This window comes from Halarchaeum grantii (genome assembly GCF_014647455.2).
Classification (GTDB): Archaea; Halobacteriota; Halobacteria; order Halobacteriales; family Halobacteriaceae; genus Halarchaeum; species Halarchaeum grantii.
On record NZ_BMPF01000007.1, the window covers coordinates 24,892 to 49,309 of the forward strand.

Genomic DNA, 24,418 nt, shown 5'->3' on the forward strand with positions numbered 1-24,418 from the left:
GAGGGTCGCCATATCGGACTATGGTGCGTTTGTCGCCATAATTCCGTCCACTATGCCGACCTGTGGGGACGCAAGATCCAGCATCTGAGAGGCTTTCACTACGATTGGGGGATCAGTTCGTTGTAGGTGTCATCTCTCGAGATTCACGCCAGTCAACACCTCCAAATGAGTGCGGACTCACCATCCGGTATGGTCCCGACTCGCCGACGTTTCCTCCAAATTGGCGGGGCAACAACGTTGACGGCACTCGCCGGCTGTACGAGCGATCTCCTCGGCTCGAAGGATACTTCCTCCGAGTACAGCCTCACCGTCGACTCAATCGACGCCCCGCCGGTCGAATACGCCCTCTACGAACCTGACGATGGGGCGCTATTCGGAGAGCCAGCACGGACTGCACTTGACAACGTTCTCCCGGACGGACGACACACGTCGTACGGGTACAAACCGCTCCCGAGCGACGCCTACGTGGCTCACGAGGGGTCGTACTACCAGACGAAACACGTCATCACCGGGCGCACACGGATGGAGCGCCAGCTGGTTCGTGTCGACCCCGTTCCCGAAGAGCAAGTGCCCAACGACGCAGTCCTGATCGACACACTCGAACAGCCGAGCGCACGCGCACTCAAAATCCTCCACAGCTACACCCACACTAATGGCGAGACGAGTACGGCCGAGTTGCTTCGCGGTGATGCCTACGTCCTGCGCCGGCCATCGGAACGCGAGAGCCGGCTTGCGACCGGCGATCTCGACGGCCGAGTTGTGACGATGACCGAGAGCGGAACGTGGGCGTACCGCGTCCGTGTAACCCGCGAGCAGATTGTCGAGACGGCGTACACGGCACTGGCCATCGAGGTCGCTGACTCGCGTGCCCAGTTCCGCGATGTCGTCTTCGGCTCGCGGATCGATGCTGAACTCACCCCAGCAACGCTTCCGACCGATGCACAGGAGATCCTCGATCAGGCAATCGCACGGGAGACGTACACGGAGACGGCTCCACTCTCAGAATCGTTCGACACGGTGCTCGACGCCCTCGGCCTCGGCGCCGTCGACACGGACGTAACCGGCAAATTGCTCTGGTACGACGAGGGGTTCTATCGCTACGCGCTGTACGTCAATCCCCCCGCGGCGTAGCGTGGCGAGCTGTTCGATAGGGAATAACTTTTCAGGTCGCCGATGGAATCCCCGATATGGCTGTCCTGAATGCCCTCCGCCGGACGCCGAGCGCCCTCCGCCGAAATCCGATGCTGCTCGTTCCAGTACTCGCCCTGTCATTGATCCAGGTACCACAGTTGGCCCTCCAGGCGGTCGATCCATTACTCAGCAGTATCGTCTCACTCGGTATGTCGCTCGTCTTTCTCGTCGTGATGCCGTTCTTCCACGGTGGGTTGATCGCGATGGCCGACGAAGCCCTCGATGGACGAACGGCACTACAGACGTTCGTCGACGACGGGAAAGCCAACTACGTCTCGCTGCTCGTCGCGTATCTCGCCCTGATGGCCGTCAACTTCGCCCTCGGGATGGTCGCGTTCTTCGTCGCTCTGTTCGGTGGCATCTTCGTCCTCGGCGGCGGTGGCCTCGAATCAGCGAACCTCGCTGTTCTCGCTGCCATCGGAATCGTCGTCGCAATCGTCGTCCTCCTGTATCTCCTGGTGCTCTTTTTCCTCCAGTTCTACGGCCAGGCAATCGTGCTCGAGGACATGGGCGCGGTCGACGGGCTCAAACACAGCGCGTCGGTCGTTCGCCACCACCTCGTGAGTACGCTTGGCTACTCCGTCCTCGTCGGTGTCCTCAGTGGCGTGTTTGGTGGTGTGTTCGGCGTGCTCTCGCTGTTGCTGTCACCGCAATCAGCGACCACGCTTGGACTTCCCGAGCCATCGCTCCCGATTATGGTCGTCGTCGGGCTCCTCATCCTCGCGGGTGGAACGTTGTTCGGCGGCTTCTTCGCGGTGTACTCCGTGTCGTTCTATCGAGAACTCACGCGCTGATTAGTACGGCTGATCAGTACCCGTCGAAACGGTCTCCGAGGTCGAAGCGGCCAATATCAACGGACGCTGGAGACTGATCGGGGGGTTCGGTTTCCGTCGGACGAACGTACCCAACTCGGAGGTCATCGGTCGCCTGCACCCAGAAGTTCTCTACAGATGCGTGTCCAGCCAGCGGAAGGTCGTTGAACGCATCACGGCGAGCCTGTGCGTGCAGGTGATCGCCATCTTCGGTTATCGGCCCAAGCTTAACGTTGTACTTCACCTGGCCGAACTCGGTAGTCAGATCGTCGTGCGTCTCCGATGAAATGGTGACCGACGCGTCATCGACGGCCCCCTCAACGTACTCCCGATCGAAGCCACCGAATACCTCGTTTTGCTCACGGTCGAACTGTAGCCCGAGGACCTCGGTCCAAACAGAAGAGTCCGCTTGAGTGAGTTTGACTTCCACTGCCTTCTGCCAGACCAGCCCACTCACTGACTGTATCATCTCCGGTGTCGTCGTACTTTGCGTGTCGTTCGATGAGTCAATCGCTCCACACCCTGCAAGAGAGGAAACACTTCCAGTGGCACAGAGCGCCAGGAATCGACGACGCGAGGATGGAGGACTCATATCGAACCAAAATGTCTCCATGAGTGTATATTTTCCCACCCGTGAATTTGAACTGATAGACACCCAATCCCACACAGCGGTTAATTCACACTGTCCTCTCTGAAAGGACTGCTGTGGGGCTTTCTACGACACGCTCGGCGATTAGAGATACATCCGACTCGTCCGTTGGCGATATTGATGGAGAGCGGGGAGATAGTCGACACATCCATACGGGGTTCGACTCGATTTTACATATGGTCCTCGGATTCTCCGGGAGTCAACTGTTCGGCGTCGGTCTCGCCGTTATCGGGATGGTCGTCCTCGCGTTCAGTGGGCGGTACGTCTGGCGTGCCACCGGCATCTACCGGGCAGCGGCCGTCTCGACGCTCGGAGAGACAACTCCCGGGACGCTCGTTCGCATCTCTGGAACGGCCCAACAGGGCGAAGCCGACCTCCTGAGCGCGCCCTTCAGCGGGAGGGACTGCCTCGCCCTCCGGTACGCCGTCGAAGAACGTCGTCTGAGTCCGGTCTTGCTCCCTTGGTTCGTGACGATACACGAGCTGGCGGGCTCGGATACGTTCCGCCTGCGGACATCCGAAGCCGACATCGATATTGTCGAACCGGCACACACCGTAACACTCGAACGCAATATCGTCGCGACCGTCCCGCCGAGCGACGACCCACCTGAACGCATCGAACGGTTTGAGCGGGGCGCCGCGGCCGTTCCGGTGACGACGTACTGGCGCGAACCTCCATCGCTCTTGCAACCGATCACGAGACTTCTCTCGATCGGAACCCGCCGCTACAGCGAACAGCGTGCGACGCCCGGAGACGACCTCACCGTTGTCGGTCGCGTCACCGAAAGGAGAGATGGCGTCAATCCCCTCGTCGTCTCCGACCGGCCACCGAGACAGACGTTCCTCCGGATGACCAAGACATCGCTCGTTGGCCTCTGCATCGGTGTGTTCGTCGTCGTGCTCGGGCTCGTGCTCGTTTTGCTCTGAACGGCCCGAAATCAGAACATCTACGCCGACGGTTCGTCTACGTCCTATCGATGCCCTCCTCCACAGACGAGATCGATCGATACTCGGACGCGGTCGATGTCGCACGACGATACCAGCGACTCGAACGGCCGCTCAGCTCCGCGGTTGCGCTTCTCGTGGGGCTCGTCGTCGGCGCTTCGTTCATCCTGTTCTCACTGGTAGAGGCGATTCTCGTCGGGCTGGTCCTCGGTGCGCTGGTTCGTGTTCCGGTATTCCGAACCAGCGGCACCGCTCGACTGGTCACCGACGCCGACCCTGGCGCAGTCCGGGCCGAGTTCGAGGGTGAAACGCCGCCCCCGCTTGCCTTCCAGTGGGGGGTCGCCGATGACGTTCGCTCGACAGACGACGGCGTGACCTACGAGTTCTCGTACCTGTTCGGATTGCGTTCCACCGAGATGACTGTCGAGACGCGTTCGAATGCTCCCGATGCAGGGGTCGACGGCGATCTCGAACTGATCGTAACGGCCGGCGGCCGATCGTGGGCGACGTACACAGTATCGATACAGCGAGGCGGCGACGACACGGTCGTCGATGTCGAGTGGGCGTCGGACCGTCGGTTCGGTCTTCGACGGCTTCCACAGCAGTTCGTTGCCGACCGATATCGGGCCGACGCATTCGCCGTGCAGGGCTACCGCGTCGCTGACCGTGAGACATCGCTATCGCTCTGACGCTTCGAAGCTACTCGACCGCTCGCCGTGGAGACCTGCTTCCAGTCCCGCCCGTCACTCTATGTCGAACCCGCGCTCGTCGAAGGCATCGACTGCACGCTCGAACGCAGCGTCACCATCGTCCGTATAGAGAGACGGCAGGTTCACTCGGCACTTGTAAGTCGATCCAGCATCCGTGTACGTGACAACGAGTCGTGAGCGTGTCAGCCCCTTCGCACCGCGCGTCGCGGAGACATCCTCGATATCGTCAAGCGAAATGCGATCGGGTGATCGGAATCCTCGAACGTAGTTCACCACCAAGAGGACGACGAGTAGACCGAGCACTCCCGCGAGGAGAAGCACGTCACCCGAGTGAATCGCACTTGCGAGCCAGCCAACGGCGAACAGCAGTCCGAACACGTAGCCGACGAAAATCGTCTTGCGCCCCCAGCGTTCGTTCTGCCAGTACCCCTGATAGAGCGAGCGGGCGTACTCGCTGACGGACTCCTCGACGAGGACGGCGTCGTCTGTGAACCGCACGACGCCGCGCTTCGTCTTGAACGACTCGATGGAGGGCACGTGAGAATATCGATGCCGCCTCGTTGTGGGTATTGTGGTATTCCGAACTCCCTCTGGATGACAGCTGCCTCATACGAGAAGCAACGGTCGATGAGTACAGTGTGGACGTAATGGACAGACAGATATCTGATAACGAGTATCGTAGGACTCTTCCCACGGTATTATTTCAACTATTTCGACAGTAAACACGCCGGTACGTAGGTCTGCCTATCAATCGGTCCCCGTAGAAATACACGAATTACGAACCCCCATAGGTTCAAATATCTAAATCCTATATCATGTTATAATGGAGGCCTCACGTCGGGACGTACTTGCGGCAGTCACTACAATAGTGTGCACCGCGAGCGGATGTCTCGGCTCTGGTCGACGGTCGTCGGACGTGGTTTCGCAGAGCCCGGCTGGCGTAGCCACTGTGGAGAGCGGGACGGCGTATTTCGGCACTATCGAGGACGTCCACGCTATCGATGTGGGGACGGGCGACTCCGTCTGGACGTACCAGAACGCGTACGGAGAAATCGACCAGCCGCCATCAGTCACTGAGGACACTGTGTATGTGAGCGAAAACGCAGGAGGCGGTGTCCACGCGATTTCAGCGGGCGAGCGCAAGTGGTACTTTGACGACCTCGTGGGCGACGCGAGTCAGCCAGTCCCATTCAGAGACGTCCTCTACGTGAACGCTGGCGGGACCCTCTACGAGCTCGACCGGGCGTCAGGACAGGTGCGTCGTGAACGGACGCTCAAGAACACGTTCCCCTCGACGCCAGTCATCCGAGACGACGCGATATATCTCGTCACGGATGGCGAACTCTGGGCGCTCGATCGCTTGACGCTCGACCGTGACTGGACGCATCCAGTCGCGCCGTCGAGCGAGGTCATAGCCCACCAGAACACCCTATTGGTCTCCTCACAGGAACAGACTGGCTTCGTAGCGCTCAATCGAACCGATGGCACACTTGCCTGGGACACGGACCTGAGAGCCACAGAATGTGCGGTCATAGCCGACGGGAACGTATATGCGAGCGAGCGAGACGGCACTCGAGTCGGTGCGTACGCTCTTGACGGACGGAAGCAGTGGATGAGCGACGACGCCGGGACACCCTCTGTCCCCGCAATCGGATCTGACGCAGTCTTCGTCGTGGACCACCACAACAGCAAACTCCTCGCGCTTGACAGAGGGACTGGGGACAGAAGATGGACATTCAGGATCGATGCAGGGCTACGACACTGGCCGACGAATGCATCGGACCGCGTGTTCATTCCCACCGACGAGGGACTGTACTCAATTGAGAAATGAATCGGCTCTATCGAGGTTCGGTTCAGAAGAAACCTATCGTTCGGTATTTTCTCTATACCTAACGAATGCAATTTTGACAGAGCTACCCCGTGCTATATCTCCATCCCAAGTCCAACCCCGACAAGACCGATCCCTATTGTAAGTAAGATGAGCGTGGTTCGAAGTCCGTTAAGTGGGAGATTGGGATGGATACCAAACATAGGTATTATAGTCACAAGCAGAATAAGCGCGAAACTGTGCAGCTTGTTAGCTTCTCGTAATTTGCTACTATTTCTGGCTAATAGCCAGCCACTTAGAGTCCAAATAACGCCCAGTGAGAGTAGAACCTCTGGGAACCACCTTCCATCTAAGTACTCTACTGCAGCTACGGCACTACCTATAGTAATGCCAACGAGAACTGGCTTATAATCTGTCATAATATGTCTCCCCCCCCCCCCTAGATTTAAAAATCTTATCTAGTTTTTATTATATGAATATGACACTGAATAGCTGTACTGGTGCGAGGTGTGATATCTTATTCTGCATCTACAGGATGCTCAAATAGTCTCTTACCAGTTTCTTCACAAGAAATAACAGCAACTTCTTGCGAAGAGCAGCATGACTCAATTGTCTCCTTACTCATTGTAATCTGGCCACCAGTTGTTGGACAGGTTTTTAGGAACAGACGGAGGCTATGTAGGATCGTACCCTTCGTACTGGGTTCTAAGTTTCCCATTCAGTTGCCCAGTGATTAAGCACTCTTGAGGCAGCAATATCAGCAATAAGTGCATCTCGAGATGGCCACTGACCAAGAATTCCATCCTCAGTCGCTAACGCTCGAGCATCATCGTGTATCTCGATCTCATACTCTGTATTCGCGTCTTGAATCCCGAGTGTGGTTGCGATGTCATTGCCATCAATTTTCGACTCTGCTACTTTTGATATTTCGCCAGCCCATTTCTGTTCAAATGATTCACTTAAGCAGGTGCTGTCTAGTTGAGTCAGTTTGGGAACGCGCATATCGTGGAATTCCTTGTAGAGAGATGCTTGCAGACCTTCCTAACAGTTGTTCCAGCGGGTGTAGTGTCGAGCTAATAGATTTTCAACAGAGCCGTAAGAAAGTATTTACCGGTATGGTGAAATTTACGGGTTGTATGCCCTCCAACACACAGACACGCCGTGGCGTTCTTGCTGCTGTCGGTTCAACTGGGCTCGTCTCCCTGACGGGCTGTATCGGTCGTGTTGTCGCCGGCGGCGAGCGCGTCCATAAGCGGGACGCACCTGTTGGCGACGTCCGTGGTGCGTGGCCAACCTACCAGCATGACTTCGCGAACACCGGCGCCACGAACGAGAGTGGTCCGTCGGATACCGCGACCGCTAGGGGTGTCACGGGCGGGACCTCGGCTATCGCCACGTCCGTCGCACTCGCGGACGGACGCGGAGTCGTCGGCTACAGTGACGGAGATGGAGACGCTGGCGCGTATCGCGGCTTCGAACTCGGGGAGTCGGACGCGTCGTGGACGGTTGACTACCCGCTGGGGAAGTCGACGCCGACGCTTGCCAGTGACACGATGTTCGTCTCGACGGCGGAGTTCCTCGCTGCATACGACGTCCGGAATGGAGAGCTATGCTGGCGGATGAATACGGGCGGCTATGGTGCGGCGTCAAACTCGCCCGTACTCGCCGCCAACACTCTTCTCGACGCTGATGATGAGACAGTGTACGGCCACGATCCCGTGACTGGCGAGGGGCAGTGGCAGTACGACACTGGAGGATCAGCCGCTGCACTCGTCGCTCGCGATAGCGTGGCGTACACAATCGTCGGTGAAGATCACGAGAATACCGGCGTCGCCGCCATTGATCCGGCGACCGGCGAAGAACGCTGGCGGCGTGACGACCTCCCGGAGTGCGTTGTTCCGCTCGTCGCCGGCAGCGACCATCTCTACTACGCTGCACATTGTGGTGACGTCTACGCGCTCTCGCTCGACGACGGGACGACACAGTGGACGGCGTCACTTCCACTGCCGGAGGACGGGAGTGCGTATCTCGCCGTCGCGGACGGGAGACTTCACGCCCAGTCTCCGGACGCCGCGCTCGCAGCCTTCGACACTGAGACTGGAACCAACGTATGGCAGCGGACACTCGATATTGGCTCTCTCGGACCCGGACCACGACCTCCGGTCATCGCCGGAGACACGCGCTTCGCGCTCTGTGGAGACGCCGTATATGCCCTCGACTCCGCGACTGGCAGAACCCGATGGTCACTCACTCTCGACATCCAACCAGCACTCATGAGTGCGCCGTCCGTCCGTGACAATGCGATTTACTACGCGGGTCGCGGCCGCGACTATGCCGTCGTGCGCGTCTCTGACTGACTGCGACCGATCACCCAGTAGACGATTGGGAGGCAGACAACGAAGGCAACCGGCCACAAGAGTATCTGCGTGACCGGGTCTGGCGGCGCGACGATTGCAGTCACGATGAACCCCCCGAAGCCGGCGGTCGCGATGACTCGTTTCGGCGACTTCTGGCACTGCGTGAGACCGAGTACTATAGTCTGGATGGCAGATGTCGTACGCCTCGGTTACGGCGATGTGCGAGCTAGGCGTTGACGGTCGTATCTGATCGGGATCGTCAAGCGCCGCTTCCGCGACCCGCTGCACGCCACATTCGCATCCGGCTCGAAAGAAACCGCCCGCACGTGATCGACCGGGACGGCGTCGATCACGGGGGCAGTGGCGCACGCGTCCGACCCTCACTCTGGGTCGAAGCGGCGCCCGGTCGGGAACGTAATTCCCGTCTGTTCAGGACGTAGCAATCGATCCGCCTACCCGCACCGGGGGATTGCCAGGAACTTCTGAGGGACCGGGTTCCACCAACGAGCGGTGTAGACTTCCCAGACCCAGTTGCCGGTCGAACACGCGTTCAGCCAGTCTGCGATACCCATCTCGATTGCCTGCTCGAGGGCACATCCTGCTGCAGCAGGCTCGACAGCGGGCAGGAGGACGTCGTCAATGACACCAACACCGGTCACGTCGTCCGCAGGAATCAGAACCGCTGCGGCACCGATTACCGTGCAGGCTTCTTCAGTATCGTAGACACCATTGCACTTGTATCCGGGGGTGATATCCGAGTACTGACAGCCGCTTCCTAGGGCTCTGATCGCTTGCCCCCCTGTGGAGAGGTCGACGCAGAGATCGTCGAGGCGGACTCAAGGTTCTGGGCAGCCGCGGGCCCCGAGTCCGAGCGCTCGTCTGCCAGACCCTCGTATCGAGCAACAATGTCCACCTCGTCGATATCAGAGTTGACATGGGCATGAAGCCCTTCAGTCGCCGACACCGGATCGAACGATTCTGCGCCCTGAATCGGGACGGCGAGTTTGTACGAGTCACCCTCGCCCTTCTTCCGGACTGTCTTGGCGCGGTCGAAGTTGAACAGATTGGCCCGCCTCGGCAGATCGCCGGTGATGTCCTGATACGGGCTGGACTGTCTGACTTTGTTTACTTCCTGTGAACTGGATTCGCTTACCTCGAACTCGCCACTCTCTTGTCCAGCTGGCCCATCGTGGCTTCGTCGCCTCGCTGCAGCAGTTCCGAGACCAGTCAGGGCTACTCCACTCGTTACTCCTATTTTCAGTATTTGTCTTCTCTTCATTTTCTCCAACTCCAATAGGTTACATTACGGGATAGATTTTATACCTCATTCAACTGGCAATAATTGATTGGAATAAAAGTGCAGCTAACGACGGCAGCGGGACAAAGAATACAGTTATGAATCGCTCAGGTAGAGGAAGAGGCCACCGAGGAGAAGAACGACCGCGGCGATCAGTAAGCCGCTGCTAAGGACACTCTCAAGTGAATCGGACAGACCGGGATCGCTGACGAGGCCGAAGCTGCCCTGAAAGACTATCAATTGGATGACAAGGGCTAGCGCTCCGATTTTCAGTAACAGGGAGACCTTGCTGGTATTCAGGATGCTTGCCATACTGGCCATTCGCTCCATCCAAATATAAATATTTTGCTATTTTTGGCTCTGTAGTTTCGGTACACAGCGGTTGATTTCACGGATATCTCACGCTCCGGCGGAGGTTGTAGACGGTAGCTTTGAGCAGCATTTCATGGAACTCTAACCACCAGCTTCGCGCACGCACGGCTGCGCCGAGCGTGCGCTTGATCGAGGAGAAGACGGTTTCTGACATGGAGCGCTGGTGGTACCGATCACCGTCCATGCGGGTGTTGTGGGCGTGATCGAGCGGGTTCATGATACGGTGTTTGATCAGCGGTCGGACGCCGTTTTCGCGGAGTTCGTCACGGAAGGCTTTCGAATCGTAGCCTCGATCGGCGGCGAGGCTCCGCAGGTCGCCGGCGTTACGCCGGGCGACCTGCGGGCCGATCTTCGCATCGTGTTTCTTGCTTGTTGTGGAGTGGATGTCGGTGATGTACAGCGTTTCGACATCCACGAGTGCGGTGACTTTCAGCGCTCGAACGCGGTAGTTAGTGCGGTTGGCGTAGTGACGGCTGGGCTGATCGCGGTCAAATACCGGTTGAATCGATGGCAGCGTGGCCAGTGCGTTTCTCGGTTGACGCGCCGAGAAACGCACGCCACGTCTGCGTCGGAATCCGCGCAAACCACGTGCGGAGGACGGTATAGTGCGGAAGTCGCGTGAGGCCGATTTCGTCGAGGACGCCGGGCATCTCGCTGAGCAAATCCACCGCAACGCGGTAGGATTTGCCCAGTTCGATGCGAAGCGCGTGTAGCGTAAGCATCGCCCACTCGGCGAACCCGCCACCCCCTTCGGGGTCGGCGGGTTCGTCAGGATTAGCGACAACTGATTTAGCCTTAGCGACCGTAACACGAGTGAAGAGACGGATCTCGGATGTCAAACCAATCTGTCTCTTCGCTTTCTACGGCAATAACGCAGTCGTAGCCGTTACGTCTAGCGAAACTACAGAGCCCTCGATTTTTACCAGCTCGAAAACCTCGCCAGTAACTCGGTTGAAGTAGAGTACCTTGTTGTACACGCCCTCGAAGTGTTCTTCTGGAAGCGGAACCCAATCGTATTGGTCATGGTCGCCCAGTTGGGTGAATGCTCGTTCGAGCCCAGTTTGTGAGTTTTCAGTGCTCATACTACAAGCGGAAACCGTACCTAAACTGAATTGAATTGAATTCTTGCCTATCATAGTCGGGTTTGGGGCGATGTTTTTTGACCAACCCGGAGAATGTTAACACGATGGCACTCCCGAGAAGTGAACTTCTTAGCGTGAAATTGGAACTGTGGCATCCCGACTGCTGGACTGTCGAAGTCATGGAGGAGACGGGTGCCGGCGTTCTCGGGCATGGTAGCGTTATGGACGGGCGGCAGGCTTTCGAACGATGTACGATCTACGGGGATTCGTCGGATCATGTGAGGGAAGCCGTCCAGACCGCGAAGGACTCAACTCGAATCAGTTGTGTTCAGGAGGTACAGTCTACACCAACGGAAAGCATTGCGCCTGAGTCAGCTATCGGAATGTTCTCACAGGACGTCTTCATTGAATACGAGTTCACTGAGGGCATCGGTCCGGCGTTCTTCTCTCGGGGGTTCGTACTCGACGGGCCGTCACAGATGGAAGAAGGCCGGGAGGTTTGGCCGCTCTTAGTGCAGATGGACCGTTCCGCTCTCGGTCGGCGGATAGAAGAAATTCAGAAGGAATACGATGCGAACATCACGCTTAATCAAGTCACACCTGCCGACCAAGATCGAACTCAATCGTCGTTCCAAGCCCAGCTTGACGAACTCACACCACGCCAACGCCAAGCGTACGAATTAGCTCGTGAAAACGGCTATTACGAATGGCCGCGAGAAACGAGCGTCCAGGAACTTGCTGACGATCTGGGCGTCTCGAAAACGACGTTCCTCGAGCATCTCCGTTCAGCTGAGAACTACCTTCTTGACCCGCCTGAAACTCAAAGCCCCTCTGAGTAGCTATCCCCACCCGACTATAGTAGGGTGAGAGCCTTGCGGATTCTCTCTCTATCTGCCTCATACAGTCAGGAGCACTTCGCTCACTGAACTAATCCACACGACTAATATTGCATCTATGACAGAATACACCGGCAAGCAGTGGACTGAACTGTATCATAAGAACGCGAACGAAGAGGAACCCCTAATGCCGTCGGAACCGCTTCCGTTCGTGGACGAGATTACGGCGTATCTGAACGAATATGACCACGAAACCATCTTAGAGGCGGCCGCGGGTGAGGGTAGGAACAGCCAACGGTTCGTTACGTCCATCCCCGACCTCCACGCGTGCGACATTAGCAAAGAGGCATTGGAGGTCTGCACCGAGAGAACTGAGGGGGAGGTCACGACACGGGAGACCGATCTCCGGAATCTTCCCTACGACGATGGGCAGTTCGATGCAACGATTATGCTTGACGCGCTCACGCACTTGCGGGAAGTCGAGCTCGTCCTCCGCGAACTCATCCGGGTGACAACAGAAGGCGGCCATGTCATCTTCAATATGCCCGTCGAGGGCGACGACGCCGAGTCCACCAGTGAACTCCTTGCCGACTGGGGGGCGCTCAAAGAGTACGAGTATAGGAAGGAAGGGCACGAGGTGACGTATATGTTCATCGGGGAGCAGGATCGATTCACGACGCTACTGTCCTCTTTCGGACTTCAAATTGCGCAGGTCACGACGTGGGAATGGCGTGACCCACCTCACCCGCAGTATCGGCTTGAAGAACACGACCACAAGAACATCGTCGTCTACGCGCGGGTATAGAAACAGCGGAGCGAACTATGGAAGAACACAATCAGTCAGAGGAGACGGAGTTTAGTCGGGAGGGCCTGTTTGCAGGAGTCCGACAAAGTACCCCTATCGCACTGGGTGTATTCACCTACGGCATTGTCTTCGGGGTTCTCGCACGGCAGTCGTCACTCGGACTCAGTGAAGCTGTGTTGATGAGTGCCTCGGTCTTCGCCGCGTCCGCACAGTTCGTCGTCCTCGATCTCTGGGAGTCACCACTTCCGGTCATCGCTATCGTAGTCACAACGGTCGCGGTGAATCTTCGCCACCTTCTGATGGGCGCGTCGATTCAACCGTGGCTCAAACGCCTCACTCCCAAGAAAACCTACGGGATGCTGTATTTCCTGAACGACGAATCGTGGGGGCTGACGATGCGTGCCCGGTCGAACGGCGAGAACGACGCCGCATTCCTCCTCGGAAGCGGCCTTATCGTGTTCGTCGCATGGGTCAGTGCAACCGTCCTCGGCGTCTCCGTTGGCGGGCTCATCGAGAACCCCGCTAAATACGGGCTGGACATGGCGTTTATCGCCGTCTATATCGCGCTCTTGGTCGGCGTGTGGGATGGGCGTGAGGATGCCGTTCCTGTTGGTATCGCAGCGTTGGTCGCGCTCGTCGCGTCTGTCATCATTGCGGGGAACTGGCACATCATCATCGGCGGCCTCACAGGAAGTATCGCCGGAGTCGTCAGGGATGAATATGCCTGAGATGCAGGTGAATATGGTTGCATTCGTCGCTATCGTTGGAATGGCTGTCGGAACGTATTTTACCCGGATTGGGGGCTATTGGTTAGTAAGCCGGGTTGATTTGTCCCCTCGGTTCCAAGCGTGGTTGAGCTACGTTCCAGGTGCAATCTTGGTGTCGCTCATCGTGCCCGAACTCGCAAAAGGTGGTCCCGCCAAGTGGGGTGCCGCGCTCGCCGCGCTCGTCGTCGCGTGGCGCTCCGGGAACATCCTCTACGCGATGCTCGCGGGAATCGGAATTGTACTACTCCTCCGTCATCTGCCAATGGCCGCGTGATGTCGACTCTCTCACTTCATAACACGCTACACAAGAGCGTACATGAAATCTTTCTTTAGCTCATCTCTATATGAATACTCTCCCTACGGCTTAAGTACCGACAAGTAAGATATGTAAACAATGAGACGGTGCCACCCGCTCCTTGCGACGCTGACGGCAGGCGGCCTGCCCTCGCAGAGCGGGTGGTCCAGCAAGCCAGCGACCTCTGTGAACACGAAGACCACCTCACACGAGTCGTTGCTGGTCTCGATCTCCCGCTCGTAGAGATTGACGACCAGTACGAGCGGACGCCGAGCCACGGCTACAACCTTGTGCCGATGCTGCGGCTGTTCCTTTACAAGTATGCAGGCGACTACAGCGACAACGAACTTGCCGACCGTCTCGACTCGTGGCAGTATCTCGAACTCCGCTTCGACCTCGACGGTACGCCGACGCAACAGACCCTCTCGTACACGTGGCGTTATCGCTTTGACGCCGACCTCTGCGAGCTGATAGTCGTCGCTGGCAAGGCCCTCCGACAGGAAGCCATCGAGCACGGCGTTATCCGCGACGACCGCGCGGACGCCGAAGTCGGGACTAGCCACGAGTTCGAGACAGGCGAGATTCCCGATAACCTTTCAGAGGCAAAAATCCGTGAGACAGTGCGGGCCGCCCGCCAGCACGTTTTCCCCGCGTTCGATACTGGACGTGCCTCGAACGCCCGATACAGTGACGAGTGCATTTTCTTGATGCAGTCCTACCTCAGTCTGGCGAACTGTGGGACTGCACAGGGAACGAAGCGATTCGCACGGATGAGCCGCCGCGACGAGACCCCACACAGCGACACCCATCTCCGGGCGATCAAGAAACTCGGGAAGCCCACCGGCTGCCAATCCACACTTACCGAGTACCGTGGTACTGGGCGCAAGTATCGGACTGAACCGTGGCAGCGCGTTTCCGAGGAGCTACAGGACGGCTTCAGCACGGCAGTCGGGAACACGATTGACACGATTCGGGACACGAAGCCGTTCCGCGAGCCAGTCGTCGCAGCCATCGACATCACTGACACGGCGTTCTACCCTTCACCGTGGGAAGACTACGACGAGGGCATAGCGAGAGACGACTTTCCAGCGCCCGTGAACGGCCTCAAAGAGCGAGGCAAACGCGGCTATCAGTTTTCGACGCTCACCATCGTTGGCGACAACATCCCACTCATCCTCGCCGTCGAACCGATTCGGGATGCATCCTACTGGGAGGATGACGACGTGGAGACGCGAAGCCGCGCTGAGGTCGTCGTGTGCTGTTGGAAGAAGCGAGCAAGCACGTGGACGTCCATCTCGTGATGGCTGACCGCGAGTTCGATGGCCATGACGTCCTCCACACGCTCGACAGCCACGACATCACCTACCTCATCCCCAAGCGCAAGTACGCCGACGATCTGGAAGGCGTCGCGAGGGTTGACGACCACCCGGTTGCGGACGTAGGTGTGGAACCCGACGTGGAGTTGGGCGTCGACGGCGAGGTGAGCCACGAGGTGAACTTCATGTACGTCCCCTCGACCGAGAAGGACGGCGATTATGCAGTGTTCCTGACGAACCGCGACGACGTGGTTCCCGAGGACGTTCGAGGGCTGTGTAACCGCTATAGTCGTCGGTGGGAGATCGAGAACGAGTACAAGCAGATCAAGAAGTTCCTCCCAACGATGGCCTCCACAGACTACCGCGTTCGGTGTTTCAACTTCCTGTTCGGGTGCCTGCTGTACAACGTGTGGCGGCTTGCAGACTATTTGTTGAAGTTGGATGTCGGGAAGCCGATTCGTGACGAGCCCGTGCTGACGACAGGTGAGGCCATTGAGTTGCTCGCCTGTTTCCTCGTTCCATACGGATAGCCGACGCTGGGTTCCTCTCGTGTTCTAGTCGGGTCCATAGCGATAGCTGTCGCGTCCGCTCTCGTTTTCGCGCCTTCCTGTTGACCTCTGAATAAGTAGGGAGCTACACTCACTAGTTGCCTCACTTCGTCGTCCCTGAATCACCCGCGAGATCGCCTGCTTTCGTTTGTAGATTCGCTATCCTCCGAAGTTGTGGTAGTTGAGACCGACCTTCTCAATGCATACGGGCTCATCTGGATGAGGTGTGAGCTTTGATTCAGGAATGTCTGAGTGAATGTGCTGTTCGGTAGACTGTTGGAGTGTAACGGTAGCTACTCTGGCTCGGTTGAAGAGATCCTGCTCATTCCAACGTAGAAAACTACTGTTAACACGATAGCCAGAACCAATCCTGCAACTATGGGGAAAATACCTGTCGGGTCTGGGCTGAGTATGAACGCACCTGAAAATCCAACGAACAACCCAAGTAAGATGGATACAAGACCCCGAACAAGCTGATGCATATTCCCCAATCGCGTCGAATATCAGATAAGGCTATTGTCCCAGATAATTCGTCGCCCTTCGATATAACATACTACTGAATCTACCGGACATACCAGACACTCATCACTCTACCAACATAAGTCTTCGTCCGTACCGCTTCGAGTGTCACTCCAAGTGATTGCAGCCAGCTGGTCAAGTAGTCCTGTACCAGTTGCAACACCGGTCTGTGTTCCGGTGGGTGATAGTACCGAATTAGCGTAGTGTAGTAGAATGGATAGACGGCAATTCTATCCTCTTTACACCAATAATACCGACAAGTTCCGATAGTTTGGATACTACTCATACGATAGGCGGTCCGCCAATATGAGCGAATATCGAGATAGTCCCTCTTCCGTCGACATTTAAGTTCTTCGTTGACGCAGAAGACGACGAGAGGCCCTCCACAATGCAGACGATCAACGAAATCCATATTGCGCCGCTGCGTTTCGAGTATGATCGCGTCCTCGGCGCCGCTGAACGCTATGGAATTGATACCATTTACCTACTTGAACACGAGGAGCGGGATACGGAACAGCCGGCGTACCACTCAGAGCTCGTCGACGAACTCAACGATATGGGGGTTACGGTGCGAACTCGAACAATCAACCTGTTCGACGTCTACGACGTGCTCGGTAGGGTTACGACACTCATCACCCAGCACGCCGACGACATTGTCCGTGTGAACGTCTCGAGTGGATCAAAACTCTCGGCGGTCGGTGCGACAATCGCGTGTATGGCGACGGACGCGACAGCATACTATGCATACCCGGAAACATACGCACACGACGGACGTGAGGAGCCAGTAAGCCACGGCTACGCCGAAGACGAAGTCCTCCCCTCGTATCCGATCGAATCACCAACAACCGACCAAGTCGCCGTGATGTCGTTTCTCGACGAGACGAATACAGGCGTCCATACTGCCAAGAAAAAAGACATCATCGAATACGCGGAAGAGAGCGCTCTCTCGTTCATCGCGGACAATCAACCAGCGAATGACAAAGCAAAGTTCGCGCTGTTGAACGCGAACGTCGTCGACCCACTCGTCGCGAACGGCTATCTCGCAATCGAGCGCGTCGGTCGACAAAAGCAAGTTTCACTCACTGAAACTGGCGAGGCTGTACTTCGCGCGTTTGAGCACAAACTCCGCTGTTTCGATTGAAGGCATCTCGGTAATATTGGCGCTGGCTACAGTACCGATATCGAAGTATTGAACACCTGATGGGATTGTACCCTTGATGGGGTAGCGCAGTCCCTGCTGACCGCCCTCCCTCCTGATCCACTTCGCACAAGCTTGGCTAAAGCACCTGGTCAGTGGGCATTCAGAGGGAGCGCACGAACTACACTCTAAAAATCCATAGACGTTACCGACAATCAGTAGGCAACCAACGATAACAAGCTCCTCTAGCTGAAATACCCGGATCTGTTAAACTCCTATCTGATAGATATCTTTCCCGGTAGAACAGCTGTTAGGTAAACTTGTGAACTGTTCGACAACTGTGCTCTAGGATGATCATCAAAGATTAATAAATCTTGAATAACAGACGTGAGTTATGGAAAAGCATCCGAAACCACAACAAGGGACGAACGAGATGTGATCTGGCACCGGGTAGGGGCATACTGGCTCTGTTGAAATCCTCAGAGAGTTACAGGTTCGCCCGGTAGTTTGACCGAATGCAGGCCCTCCCGAAGTCGCGGTTACTCCGGTTTGTTGAGCAGGCGTATCACTTGGCTCGGCGAGCTGTCGCTCGGTACTCCTCGAAGTTCTCGAAACGCCGGTACACACTCCATCAGCACATCGTTCTGCTGTGTCTCAAGGTTCGGAAGAATACAACGTACCGGACGCTTCTCGACGAACTCATCGAGATGCCCCGGATTCGGAGCGCCATTGACCTTGAGGAAATCCCGTCGCCCTCGACGCTGTGTAAAGCGTTCAATCGACTCAAAATGGCTGTTTGGCGAGTTCTTCTCAATCTCTCGGTCACACTCCTCCCGACCAACGGGGTCATCGGTATCGACGCCTCCGGGTTCGACCGGAGTCACGCCTCGAAGCACTACACGAAGCGAACGAAGTTGACGATTCAGCAGTTGAAAGTCACGCTTCTCGTAGACACGAGGTCGAATGCGGTTCTCGACGTACACGTGACGACGACGCGAAAACACGATTCGCGGATTGCGCCGTCGCTCATCAAGCGAAACACTGGAGAAGTAGCGATTCTCCTCGGCGATAAGGGATACGACGACCAGAAGGTTCGTGCGTTAGCTCGTGAGACTGGTGTTCGTCCGCTCATCAAGCACCGCGAGTTCTCGTCGCTTCACAAGGCGTGGAACGCTCGACTGGACGCCGATCTCTACGGACAGCGCAGTCAGAACGAGACCGTAAATTCTCGCCTCAAACGCAAGTACGGCGCATTCGTCCGCTCACGGCGCTGGTGGAAGCAGTTCCGTGAACTCGTTGTCGGTTGTCTCACTCATAACATCGACAAGGCACTCTGAACGTTAGATATGCTAGCTTTACCTAACAGGAGTTTCGGACTTTCTTCAGGATAAAGAAACTGTGGACCGCACAACTACTATCGATTAATACACGAATAGTTTGCTGAGCTCGCTTAACTGGACAGTCCCCTTTCAGTCATACTTCGTCCGTATTAGTGGAGTCGCCAGTACTCGGTCAAAGCAGATGGCTTAACCCAGCAGCGTCTCTTAGCGCGACTATGACCTACGAGAACCTCGACGCCGAGCTGATAAATGCCCTTCTCGGTGACGGACGGGCAAGCCTCCGGAGTCTCTCAGAGCAGTTGGACGTGTCAGTCACAACGATCTCGAACCACACAGACGATCTCGAACAGGATGGAATCATCACGGGTTACTCCCCAGTAATCGACTATGGGGAGCTTAGCTACGATGTGACGGCGGTCTTGCAGCTGAAAGCAGCGGGTGGAGCACTCCCCGATCTCGCCGAACGACTTGGTGCGCACGATCAGATGATCTCTGTCTATGAGGTAACAGGCAATTACGACATCATCGCCATCGGGAAATTCCGCGATACCGACCACATGAACGCGCTCATCAAGGAACTCCTCAGCGACGCCGCCATCGAGCAGTCCTCCACAAGCGTCGTCCTCAACGCCGCCGCCGAAAACGAGCAGTTCGAACTCGACGTCGAGTAACGCCTGAAAGCCTGTGTGAACCGATCTAGAGGTCGCGGGGCTGGACGGTCTTGCGACCGTTCGCCTCAGCACGTGCGGCGGCCTCCTCGAGGAGTTCTTCGACCTCCTCATCGATCGCCTCGTAGAAGTCGCCGGCGACGTTCTTCTCTGCTAGTGCGTCCTTGACTGCGGCTTTGACGACAAGATCCGACATACAGCGTCGGGTTCGCACGTCTCCCACTTATAACGAGGGGCAGACAGGGGGAATAAGAGTGAATCAGCTGATAAGAATACGAAGAGGGTTAATCTGCCGCTCGAGTACTATTGGACGAACCCTCCCCCCCCGTCATCGATGTGTAAATCGAAATGAGGTGAGGGGTTTCTCGTAGTAGAAACACCAATAGAAGTCGTTAACTCCTCTTAGGAAGCAAGAGAGTAACCAAGAAGGGATATTAGATATTATCTCCAAAGAGATTATTGTCTGACGAGGATTTAAGTAAAAGGGAGGGTTACCAAACCCGTAATGCAGATAATGAATATAGAAAGTTCAAAGAGAATTCTGTTGTTAGATATAACTACCTCCTAGGCCAGCTAGTCGTGTTTAGCAATAGACTGCATGGTGCAGCCTCTCCTCAGCTGATTACCCTCGTCTGTAATTTAGTCGCTCGCCCTCTAATTCTTGTATATCCCATCGATTTACACATCGATGGCGGGGGGGGAGGGGGAATCCTTCGCCCTCCCATCTTCTTCCAAGTACTGATACAGATCCCTCAAGACACTCCCTGTGCCCTCACAGTTTACACATCGATGACGGGGGGTGGGTGAGGAAAAGATCGAGCTCGCTAGCTATTCTGGAACTCTCTCAGTTGTGCATTTACAACGGATCGCAGCAGGTCCGTCTGGCTCGAAATCGCCTCCAGTCGAGTATCCTCGACGATCCGGTCCATAATTGCGACCGGATCACCGGTAAATGTGAACTCCATATACATCCCACCACCGCGACCACGACTTTTTCTGGAAGTCGACACTAAACCATATGTCGAGAGTTCTTTGACGTACTTGACGTACGTTTCCCGAGTCATCTGATCCGCGTCTAACTCATCCGTAACCCACTGGTAAATCTTGAACCCGACTGGACTCGGCACGGAACTTCCCGTCTGCTTCGAGTACCGCGTCACAGCAGCGGTTGAGTACAGCGATATCTTCTTCTGAGTCGTCAGTCCCTCCACGAGCTTCAGGGATCGATCCTTGTCGATTTCTTCCTGTGACTCACGAACGTGGTCTTCACTGACTGCGTCATCGCCTCGTTCGTCGGCTAAGTCCCCCGCACCTCGGAATAGATCAATGGCTTTTCGAGCATCGCCGTGACTCTGGGCAGCAAATGCAGACACCAGGGGAATCACGTCGCCTTTGAGTGCGTCCTTCCGGAATGCGTCTTTTCGATTCTTGAGAATTTCACGGAGCTGGTTTGCGTCATAGTCCGGGAAGTAGACGTCGCGAGGATTGAATGAACTCTCCGCACGACCGTCGATGTCCTCCATGAATTTCGGGTCATTCGTCAGAGCCGCAACAGACACGCGCCCCTCAATCTCGTTCGTATTGCTCGCCCGTGAAAGCTGATAGAGTAATTTCGAGTATGCGGGTTCATCGTTCGCTCGCCGTCCCACCAACAAGTCGATTTCGTCGAGAATGAAGATGACCGAGTCGTAATTCTCGTTGATGAGCTCGTAGAGCCGACGGTACTTCCGCTTTGTGGACACTCCAGTCTCAGGAACGCCAACCTCTGAGTTCGTATTGCTCGCGACGGTTTGCACTAACTCGTAGACTGCTTGGTCAAGCGTGTTGATCGGCTGGCAGTTGATGTCTATGACCCCGAAACGTTCACCCTTCGACTTACAGAGGTCGATAATCTGGTGTGTTACTGCTCCGATTATGAGTGACTTTCCAGTCCCAGCGGGCCCGTACAGTAGCATATTCGGCGGCCGGTTGCCTTGTAGAGTCGGCTTGAGGTAGCTGACGACGGATTCGAGTTGCTCGTCGCGTCCGACAATCCGTTCTTCGTCGATGATTGTATCCGGCTCAACGAGATCCCTGTTGACGAAGACTGATTCTCTTCCGTCCTCATCGAACATCTCTCGTATCGTCCGCTGGCCGCTCTCGTCGGAACTCTCTTCCTCACCCCGCTTCTCTTGGGTCTCTGCTTCTCCTTCTGCAATCTCGTCAGTTCTCTGCATTCCACTGGGCGAGTCCTCGCTACTCTCTACTGTAGATTGATTTGCCCCACTGGAATCGCTACCGACCATACCCTCCGTGCAGGTCCAAGGCATAAAAAGGTTCACCTACTTCGATGTATTTATAGCCAGTATAAGCCCCCAGATACCGGTATTTCTGTATATCTTCTTCTCTGTATCCAACCTCCAACGAAGTGACTCTCTGCCCACTACTCCACACACCCCCCGTCATCGAAGTGTAAACCAACCCCTCACCTGTTCGCATCTTATTGAGTCAACTACATATTGTGAATACAGCATCTAATTCCACACACCCCCCGTTATCGATGTGTAAACGTTCACCTTCATATTAGAACTCTATCTAGTTAGCTGGGTCGTTAAGCTCTGCCATCTCTCTCAGCACACCCCCCGTTATCGAAGTGTAAGCAGACCCCTGTCATCGATGTGTAAATCGATATACGACACCCCCCGTCGTCGATGTGTAAAACCTCCCTATAACGCTCAAAAACCATCTAACTGGTTGTTTCACTCTGCAACAGGGTCGAAGACCGTATCGAGGAACACAGCGAGGACGTTCAGTTGAAGCAATCAACCTTGGACGAGACGTACAACCGCCGCACTGGAGTCGAACGAACCAACGAATGAACCACAGTCAGATTCGTGACGACCTCAACCAGTGCGGGCACTCCGCATCTAAACTGTGGAACGTCGGACGCTACTACATCCAACAACGGTGGGACGACGACAGTGAGATACCCGATGAAGCCGAGTTGAAATCGGAGTTGAAAGATCACGAACGCTATAGTGACCTCCATTCACAGTCAAGTCAGCGAGTTCTCGAAGAACTTGCTGAAGCGTTCACCGGCTGGTATAACTCCGACGACGGCAACAACCAGCCGGGCTACCGGAAATGTGGTGACCGACACCCACGCTCCACCGTCACGTGGAAGCAAAAGGGCATCAAGCACGACACGAAACACGGCCAACTCCGTCTCTCAAAAGGATTCAACCTGAAAGACGGACGGTCGGACTTCATCCTCACGGAATACGAAATCCGCCCCGACGTACAGGTAGAGAATATCCAGCAGGTGCGTGCCGTCTGGAACGGCGACCGTTGGGAACTCCACCTCGTCTGCAAGAAAGAGATTCCCGTCGGGGATGCACCCGGCGACAATACGGCAAGTATCGACCTCGGCATCAGCAACTACCTCGCCATCGACTACGAGGATGGTCCTTCGGAGTTGTATCCAGGGAACACCCTCAAAGAGGACAAACACTACTTCACTCGTAAGGAGTATCTGACCGAGAGCGAGAACGGGCCATCGAAACGTGCGTTGAAGGCTCGTCGGACCCTCTCCCGGCGCAAAGACCACTTCCTTCACACTCTCTCGAAACACATCGTTCAGCGGTGTGTCAGCGAAGGTGTGGAGAAGATTGGGGTTGGCGACCTCAGCGGCATCCGTGAGGACGAGAACGGCGACTCGCGGAATTGGGGTCGGTCAGGCAACAAGAAGTTGCACGGATGGGAGTTCAACCGGTTCACAAACCTGCTCGAATACAAGGCCGAGGAACACGGCATTCTCGTTGACCGGGTAGACGAGGAGAACACCTCGAAAACGTGTTCGTGTTGCGGGCAGATTCGAGATGCGAACCGCGTGGAGCGTGGGTTGTACGTCTGTGCGTCGTGCGAAACGCCGATGAACGCAGACGTGAACGGCGCAGTGAATATTCGGAGAAAGATAACTCAGAGTCCCCCGACTGGGGATATGAGTAACGGCTGGTTGGCACAGCCTGGAGTCTTCCTGTTCGACTGCGAGAGCGGCTGGTTCACACCGAGAGCATAGGCAGACTGCAAACCCTAATATCCCAACGCTCGGGATTCCTCCGCCTGAAGGCGGAGGAGGATGTCAATGAGCGTGCAGCAAACTCTCGCTACCAGCAGATCGACCAGTATGCTGACGCGATGTCGAGTGAACCGTCGACCGATTTGACGAGCTCCTCTTCATCAGTAGAGAGCCTGTGTAGTCGGTAGTATCTTACTTGATATACGGAGCATACTGTGGCAATTGTGTCACGTACCTTTCGACTGAATGTTTATTTATCTACTAGAGAATTAACAGAAGATATTTATTTTCGCTTCGGCTATGATGGCGCGGATGCACTGTCCACGGGCCCGCTGTCGTGCGCTTCTCCCCCAGTCAGACAGGACTTGGCGACGTGGCCGTTCCCCAGAACCGCCCATCCGTTGCGTCCACCCGGCAGTCACCAGTGGTCCGTCACTATCAGCCCCTACTCCACCAATCCGTGTTTGACGCAGGCTCCCCCGCTGACGACCAGTCCACGACGAATCACGCATTACTGTCGAAGCTCCTCCCACGCCGCACTGCGATTGGCTTGGTTCTCCTCTGCCTTCTCGCTGTTGAGCCTGCGGCCGCTCAGCAGTCGGCAGTCTGTAACGCGGACAAACTCCCGAGCATGATTGAGGGGTTCTTCCAGCTCACGACGGCGCTGGGCATTATTGGGCTCGCCGTCGTCTGGCAGGCGAACTCCCTGATCGATATGTTCACGCTGAGCCCCGACCAGAAGAAGGGGTTGAAGCGGCACAAACGCTCGGCGCTCAAATCCGCCGTCGTGCTCGTCGTTCTCGGCCCACTTTACACGGTCGCCGGGTCGATGATGGGCCTCCCGCTCGCCCAGTGTGTGAATCTCGTCCCCTGGTAACCCACACTCG

28 protein-coding genes and 2 pseudogenes are annotated in these 24,418 nt (G+C 56.2%); 18 read left to right on the forward strand and 12 right to left on the reverse strand.

The features are described from left to right. Window positions 1-237: 237 nt before the first annotated feature. Both IEY12_RS15785 and IEY12_RS14895 read left to right on the forward strand, forming a co-directional pair. Window positions 238-1,131: a hypothetical protein gene (locus tag IEY12_RS15785; RefSeq protein ID WP_229871425.1), complete on the forward strand. Its 894-nt coding sequence runs from the start codon at window positions 238-240 to the stop codon at window positions 1,129-1,131. Between the two features lie 56 nt (window positions 1,132-1,187). Next, window positions 1,188-1,985, forward strand: coding sequence for a DUF7847 domain-containing protein (locus IEY12_RS14895; protein ID WP_188884442.1), 798 nt, complete (start codon window positions 1,188-1,190; stop codon window positions 1,983-1,985). 13 nt (window positions 1,986-1,998) lie between these two features. Here IEY12_RS14895 and IEY12_RS14900 read toward each other — a convergent pair whose 3' ends face one another. Then, complete coding sequence (locus tag IEY12_RS14900) at window positions 1,999-2,472, reverse strand: hypothetical protein (RefSeq protein ID WP_188884443.1); 474 nt, start codon at window positions 2,470-2,472, stop codon at window positions 1,999-2,001. A 356-nt stretch (window positions 2,473-2,828) separates the two neighbouring features. Here IEY12_RS14900 and IEY12_RS14905 point away from each other — a divergent pair, with 356 nt between their 5' ends. Next, window positions 2,829-3,578: a hypothetical protein gene (locus IEY12_RS14905; RefSeq protein ID WP_188884444.1), complete on the forward strand. Its 750-nt coding sequence runs from the start codon at window positions 2,829-2,831 to the stop codon at window positions 3,576-3,578. A gap of 50 nt (window positions 3,579-3,628) precedes the next feature. Next, window positions 3,629-4,285, forward strand: a complete 657-nt coding sequence (locus tag IEY12_RS14910) for a hypothetical protein (protein ID WP_188884445.1) — start codon at window positions 3,629-3,631, stop codon at window positions 4,283-4,285. A 54-nt stretch (window positions 4,286-4,339) separates the two neighbouring features. On the opposite strand, the gene IEY12_RS14915 is transcribed toward IEY12_RS14910, so the two are convergent. Then, window positions 4,340-4,843, reverse strand: a complete 504-nt coding sequence (locus IEY12_RS14915; RefSeq protein ID WP_188884446.1) for a hypothetical protein — start codon at window positions 4,841-4,843, stop codon at window positions 4,340-4,342. A 379-nt stretch (window positions 4,844-5,222) separates the two neighbouring features. Here IEY12_RS14915 and IEY12_RS14920 point away from each other — a divergent pair, with 379 nt between their 5' ends. Next, window positions 5,223-6,137, forward strand: a complete 915-nt coding sequence (locus IEY12_RS14920; RefSeq protein WP_188884447.1) for a PQQ-binding-like beta-propeller repeat protein — start codon at window positions 5,223-5,225, stop codon at window positions 6,135-6,137. 92 nt (window positions 6,138-6,229) lie between these two features. Here IEY12_RS14920 and IEY12_RS14925 read toward each other — a convergent pair whose 3' ends face one another. The 3 genes from IEY12_RS14925 to IEY12_RS16100 all read right to left on the reverse strand — a co-directional run bounded on the left by IEY12_RS14925 (window position 6,230) and on the right by IEY12_RS16100 (window position 7,136). Continuing rightward, the gene (locus IEY12_RS14925) at window positions 6,230-6,553 is read right to left on the reverse strand and encodes a hypothetical protein (protein WP_188884448.1); all 324 of its coding nucleotides are present in this window, start codon (window positions 6,551-6,553) and stop codon (window positions 6,230-6,232) included. 98 nt (window positions 6,554-6,651) lie between these two features. Continuing rightward, window positions 6,652-6,852, reverse strand: coding sequence for a DUF8054 domain-containing protein (locus IEY12_RS16095; protein WP_483867016.1), 201 nt, complete (start codon window positions 6,850-6,852; stop codon window positions 6,652-6,654). Further along, the gene (locus IEY12_RS16100; RefSeq protein WP_483867017.1) at window positions 6,840-7,136 is read right to left on the reverse strand and encodes a DUF8054 domain-containing protein; all 297 of its coding nucleotides are present in this window, start codon (window positions 7,134-7,136) and stop codon (window positions 6,840-6,842) included. The genes IEY12_RS16095 and IEY12_RS16100 overlap by 13 nt, the downstream gene beginning before the upstream one ends. Before the next feature lie 134 nt (window positions 7,137-7,270). On the opposite strand from IEY12_RS16100, the gene IEY12_RS14930 reads away from it, so the two are divergent. Beyond that, window positions 7,271-8,491 carry a PQQ-binding-like beta-propeller repeat protein gene (locus IEY12_RS14930; protein WP_188884449.1) on the forward strand — a complete coding sequence of 407 codons (1,221 nt, stop codon included), beginning with the start codon at window positions 7,271-7,273 and terminating at the stop codon, window positions 8,489-8,491. Between the two features lie 775 nt (window positions 8,492-9,266). Here the strand turns inward: IEY12_RS14930 and IEY12_RS14935 are convergent. From IEY12_RS14935 to IEY12_RS14950, 4 genes and pseudogenes are all read right to left on the reverse strand, one after another. After that, complete coding sequence (locus IEY12_RS14935; protein ID WP_188884450.1) at window positions 9,267-9,785, reverse strand: hypothetical protein; 519 nt, start codon at window positions 9,783-9,785, stop codon at window positions 9,267-9,269. 99 nt (window positions 9,786-9,884) lie between these two features. Further along, the gene (locus tag IEY12_RS14940) at window positions 9,885-10,100 is read right to left on the reverse strand and encodes a hypothetical protein (RefSeq protein WP_188884451.1); all 216 of its coding nucleotides are present in this window, start codon (window positions 10,098-10,100) and stop codon (window positions 9,885-9,887) included. A 76-nt stretch (window positions 10,101-10,176) separates the two neighbouring features. Then, window positions 10,177-10,999 (reverse strand): annotated as a pseudogene (locus IEY12_RS14945) (IS5 family transposase). A 21-nt stretch (window positions 11,000-11,020) separates the two neighbouring features. Further along, a complete protein-coding gene (locus IEY12_RS14950) occupies window positions 11,021-11,242 on the reverse strand; it encodes a hypothetical protein (protein WP_188884452.1) in 222 nt (73 codons plus the stop codon). Between the two features lie 104 nt (window positions 11,243-11,346). Between IEY12_RS14950 and IEY12_RS14955 the strand changes: the two genes are divergently transcribed. The 6 genes from IEY12_RS14955 to IEY12_RS14980 all read left to right on the forward strand — a co-directional run bounded on the left by IEY12_RS14955 (window position 11,347) and on the right by IEY12_RS14980 (window position 15,791). Beyond that, the gene (locus IEY12_RS14955) at window positions 11,347-12,081 is read left to right on the forward strand and encodes a helix-turn-helix domain-containing protein (RefSeq protein ID WP_188884453.1); all 735 of its coding nucleotides are present in this window, start codon (window positions 11,347-11,349) and stop codon (window positions 12,079-12,081) included. 115 nt (window positions 12,082-12,196) lie between these two features. Next, entirely contained in the window at window positions 12,197-12,883 is a 687-nt protein-coding gene (locus tag IEY12_RS14960) for a class I SAM-dependent methyltransferase (protein ID WP_188884454.1), read from the forward strand. A gap of 17 nt (window positions 12,884-12,900) precedes the next feature. Further along, window positions 12,901-13,611: an AzlC family ABC transporter permease gene (locus IEY12_RS14965; protein ID WP_188884455.1), complete on the forward strand. Its 711-nt coding sequence runs from the start codon at window positions 12,901-12,903 to the stop codon at window positions 13,609-13,611. Window positions 13,612-13,624: 13 nt separating this feature from the next. Beyond that, window positions 13,625-13,924, forward strand: a complete 300-nt coding sequence (locus IEY12_RS14970; RefSeq protein ID WP_268246011.1) for an AzlD family protein — start codon at window positions 13,625-13,627, stop codon at window positions 13,922-13,924. A gap of 182 nt (window positions 13,925-14,106) precedes the next feature. Then, window positions 14,107-15,246, forward strand: a complete 1,140-nt coding sequence (locus IEY12_RS14975) for a hypothetical protein (protein ID WP_188884457.1) — start codon at window positions 14,107-14,109, stop codon at window positions 15,244-15,246. After that, a complete protein-coding gene (locus tag IEY12_RS14980; RefSeq protein WP_229871442.1) occupies window positions 15,246-15,791 on the forward strand; it encodes a transposase in 546 nt (181 codons plus the stop codon). The genes IEY12_RS14975 and IEY12_RS14980 overlap by 1 nt, the downstream gene beginning before the upstream one ends. Window positions 15,792-16,102: 311 nt before the next feature. Here IEY12_RS14980 and IEY12_RS14985 read toward each other — a convergent pair whose 3' ends face one another. Further along, window positions 16,103-16,291 (reverse strand): hypothetical protein, encoded by a 189-nt coding sequence (locus tag IEY12_RS14985; protein WP_188884459.1) that lies wholly within the window; start codon window positions 16,289-16,291, stop codon window positions 16,103-16,105. A 425-nt stretch (window positions 16,292-16,716) separates the two neighbouring features. On the opposite strand from IEY12_RS14985, the gene IEY12_RS14990 reads away from it, so the two are divergent. From IEY12_RS14990 to lrp, 3 genes are all read left to right on the forward strand, one after another. After that, the gene (locus IEY12_RS14990; RefSeq protein ID WP_188884460.1) at window positions 16,717-17,469 is read left to right on the forward strand and encodes an HFX_2341 family transcriptional regulator domain-containing protein; all 753 of its coding nucleotides are present in this window, start codon (window positions 16,717-16,719) and stop codon (window positions 17,467-17,469) included. A 512-nt stretch (window positions 17,470-17,981) separates the two neighbouring features. Next, the gene (locus IEY12_RS14995; protein WP_188884461.1) at window positions 17,982-18,803 is read left to right on the forward strand and encodes an IS5 family transposase; all 822 of its coding nucleotides are present in this window, start codon (window positions 17,982-17,984) and stop codon (window positions 18,801-18,803) included. 218 nt (window positions 18,804-19,021) lie between these two features. Further along, the gene (gene lrp, locus IEY12_RS15000) at window positions 19,022-19,477 is read left to right on the forward strand and encodes an HTH-type transcriptional regulator Lrp (RefSeq protein ID WP_188884462.1); all 456 of its coding nucleotides are present in this window, start codon (window positions 19,022-19,024) and stop codon (window positions 19,475-19,477) included. Window positions 19,478-19,502: 25 nt separating this feature from the next. On the opposite strand, the gene IEY12_RS15005 is transcribed toward lrp, so the two are convergent. Both IEY12_RS15005 and IEY12_RS15010 read right to left on the reverse strand, forming a co-directional pair. Continuing rightward, complete coding sequence (locus tag IEY12_RS15005; protein WP_188884463.1) at window positions 19,503-19,670, reverse strand: DUF1931 family protein; 168 nt, start codon at window positions 19,668-19,670, stop codon at window positions 19,503-19,505. Window positions 19,671-20,298: 628 nt separating this feature from the next. Continuing rightward, a complete protein-coding gene (locus tag IEY12_RS15010) occupies window positions 20,299-21,588 on the reverse strand; it encodes an orc1/cdc6 family replication initiation protein (RefSeq protein WP_188884485.1) in 1,290 nt (429 codons plus the stop codon). 636 nt (window positions 21,589-22,224) lie between these two features. On the opposite strand from IEY12_RS15010, the pseudogene IEY12_RS15015 reads away from it, so the two are divergent. The 3 genes and pseudogenes from IEY12_RS15015 to IEY12_RS15790 form a co-directional block, all read left to right on the forward strand. Then, window positions 22,225-22,329: pseudogene (locus tag IEY12_RS15015) on the forward strand (IS5/IS1182 family transposase); the annotation flags it as partial. Beyond that, complete coding sequence (locus IEY12_RS15020) at window positions 22,329-23,531, forward strand: RNA-guided endonuclease InsQ/TnpB family protein (RefSeq protein ID WP_188884464.1); 1,203 nt, start codon at window positions 22,329-22,331, stop codon at window positions 23,529-23,531. The pseudogene IEY12_RS15015 and the gene IEY12_RS15020, both read left to right, overlap by 1 nt. 514 nt (window positions 23,532-24,045) lie before the next feature. Continuing rightward, the gene (locus tag IEY12_RS15790) at window positions 24,046-24,408 is read left to right on the forward strand and encodes a DUF7985 family protein (RefSeq protein ID WP_326838481.1); all 363 of its coding nucleotides are present in this window, start codon (window positions 24,046-24,048) and stop codon (window positions 24,406-24,408) included. Window positions 24,409-24,418 lie beyond the last annotated feature (10 nt).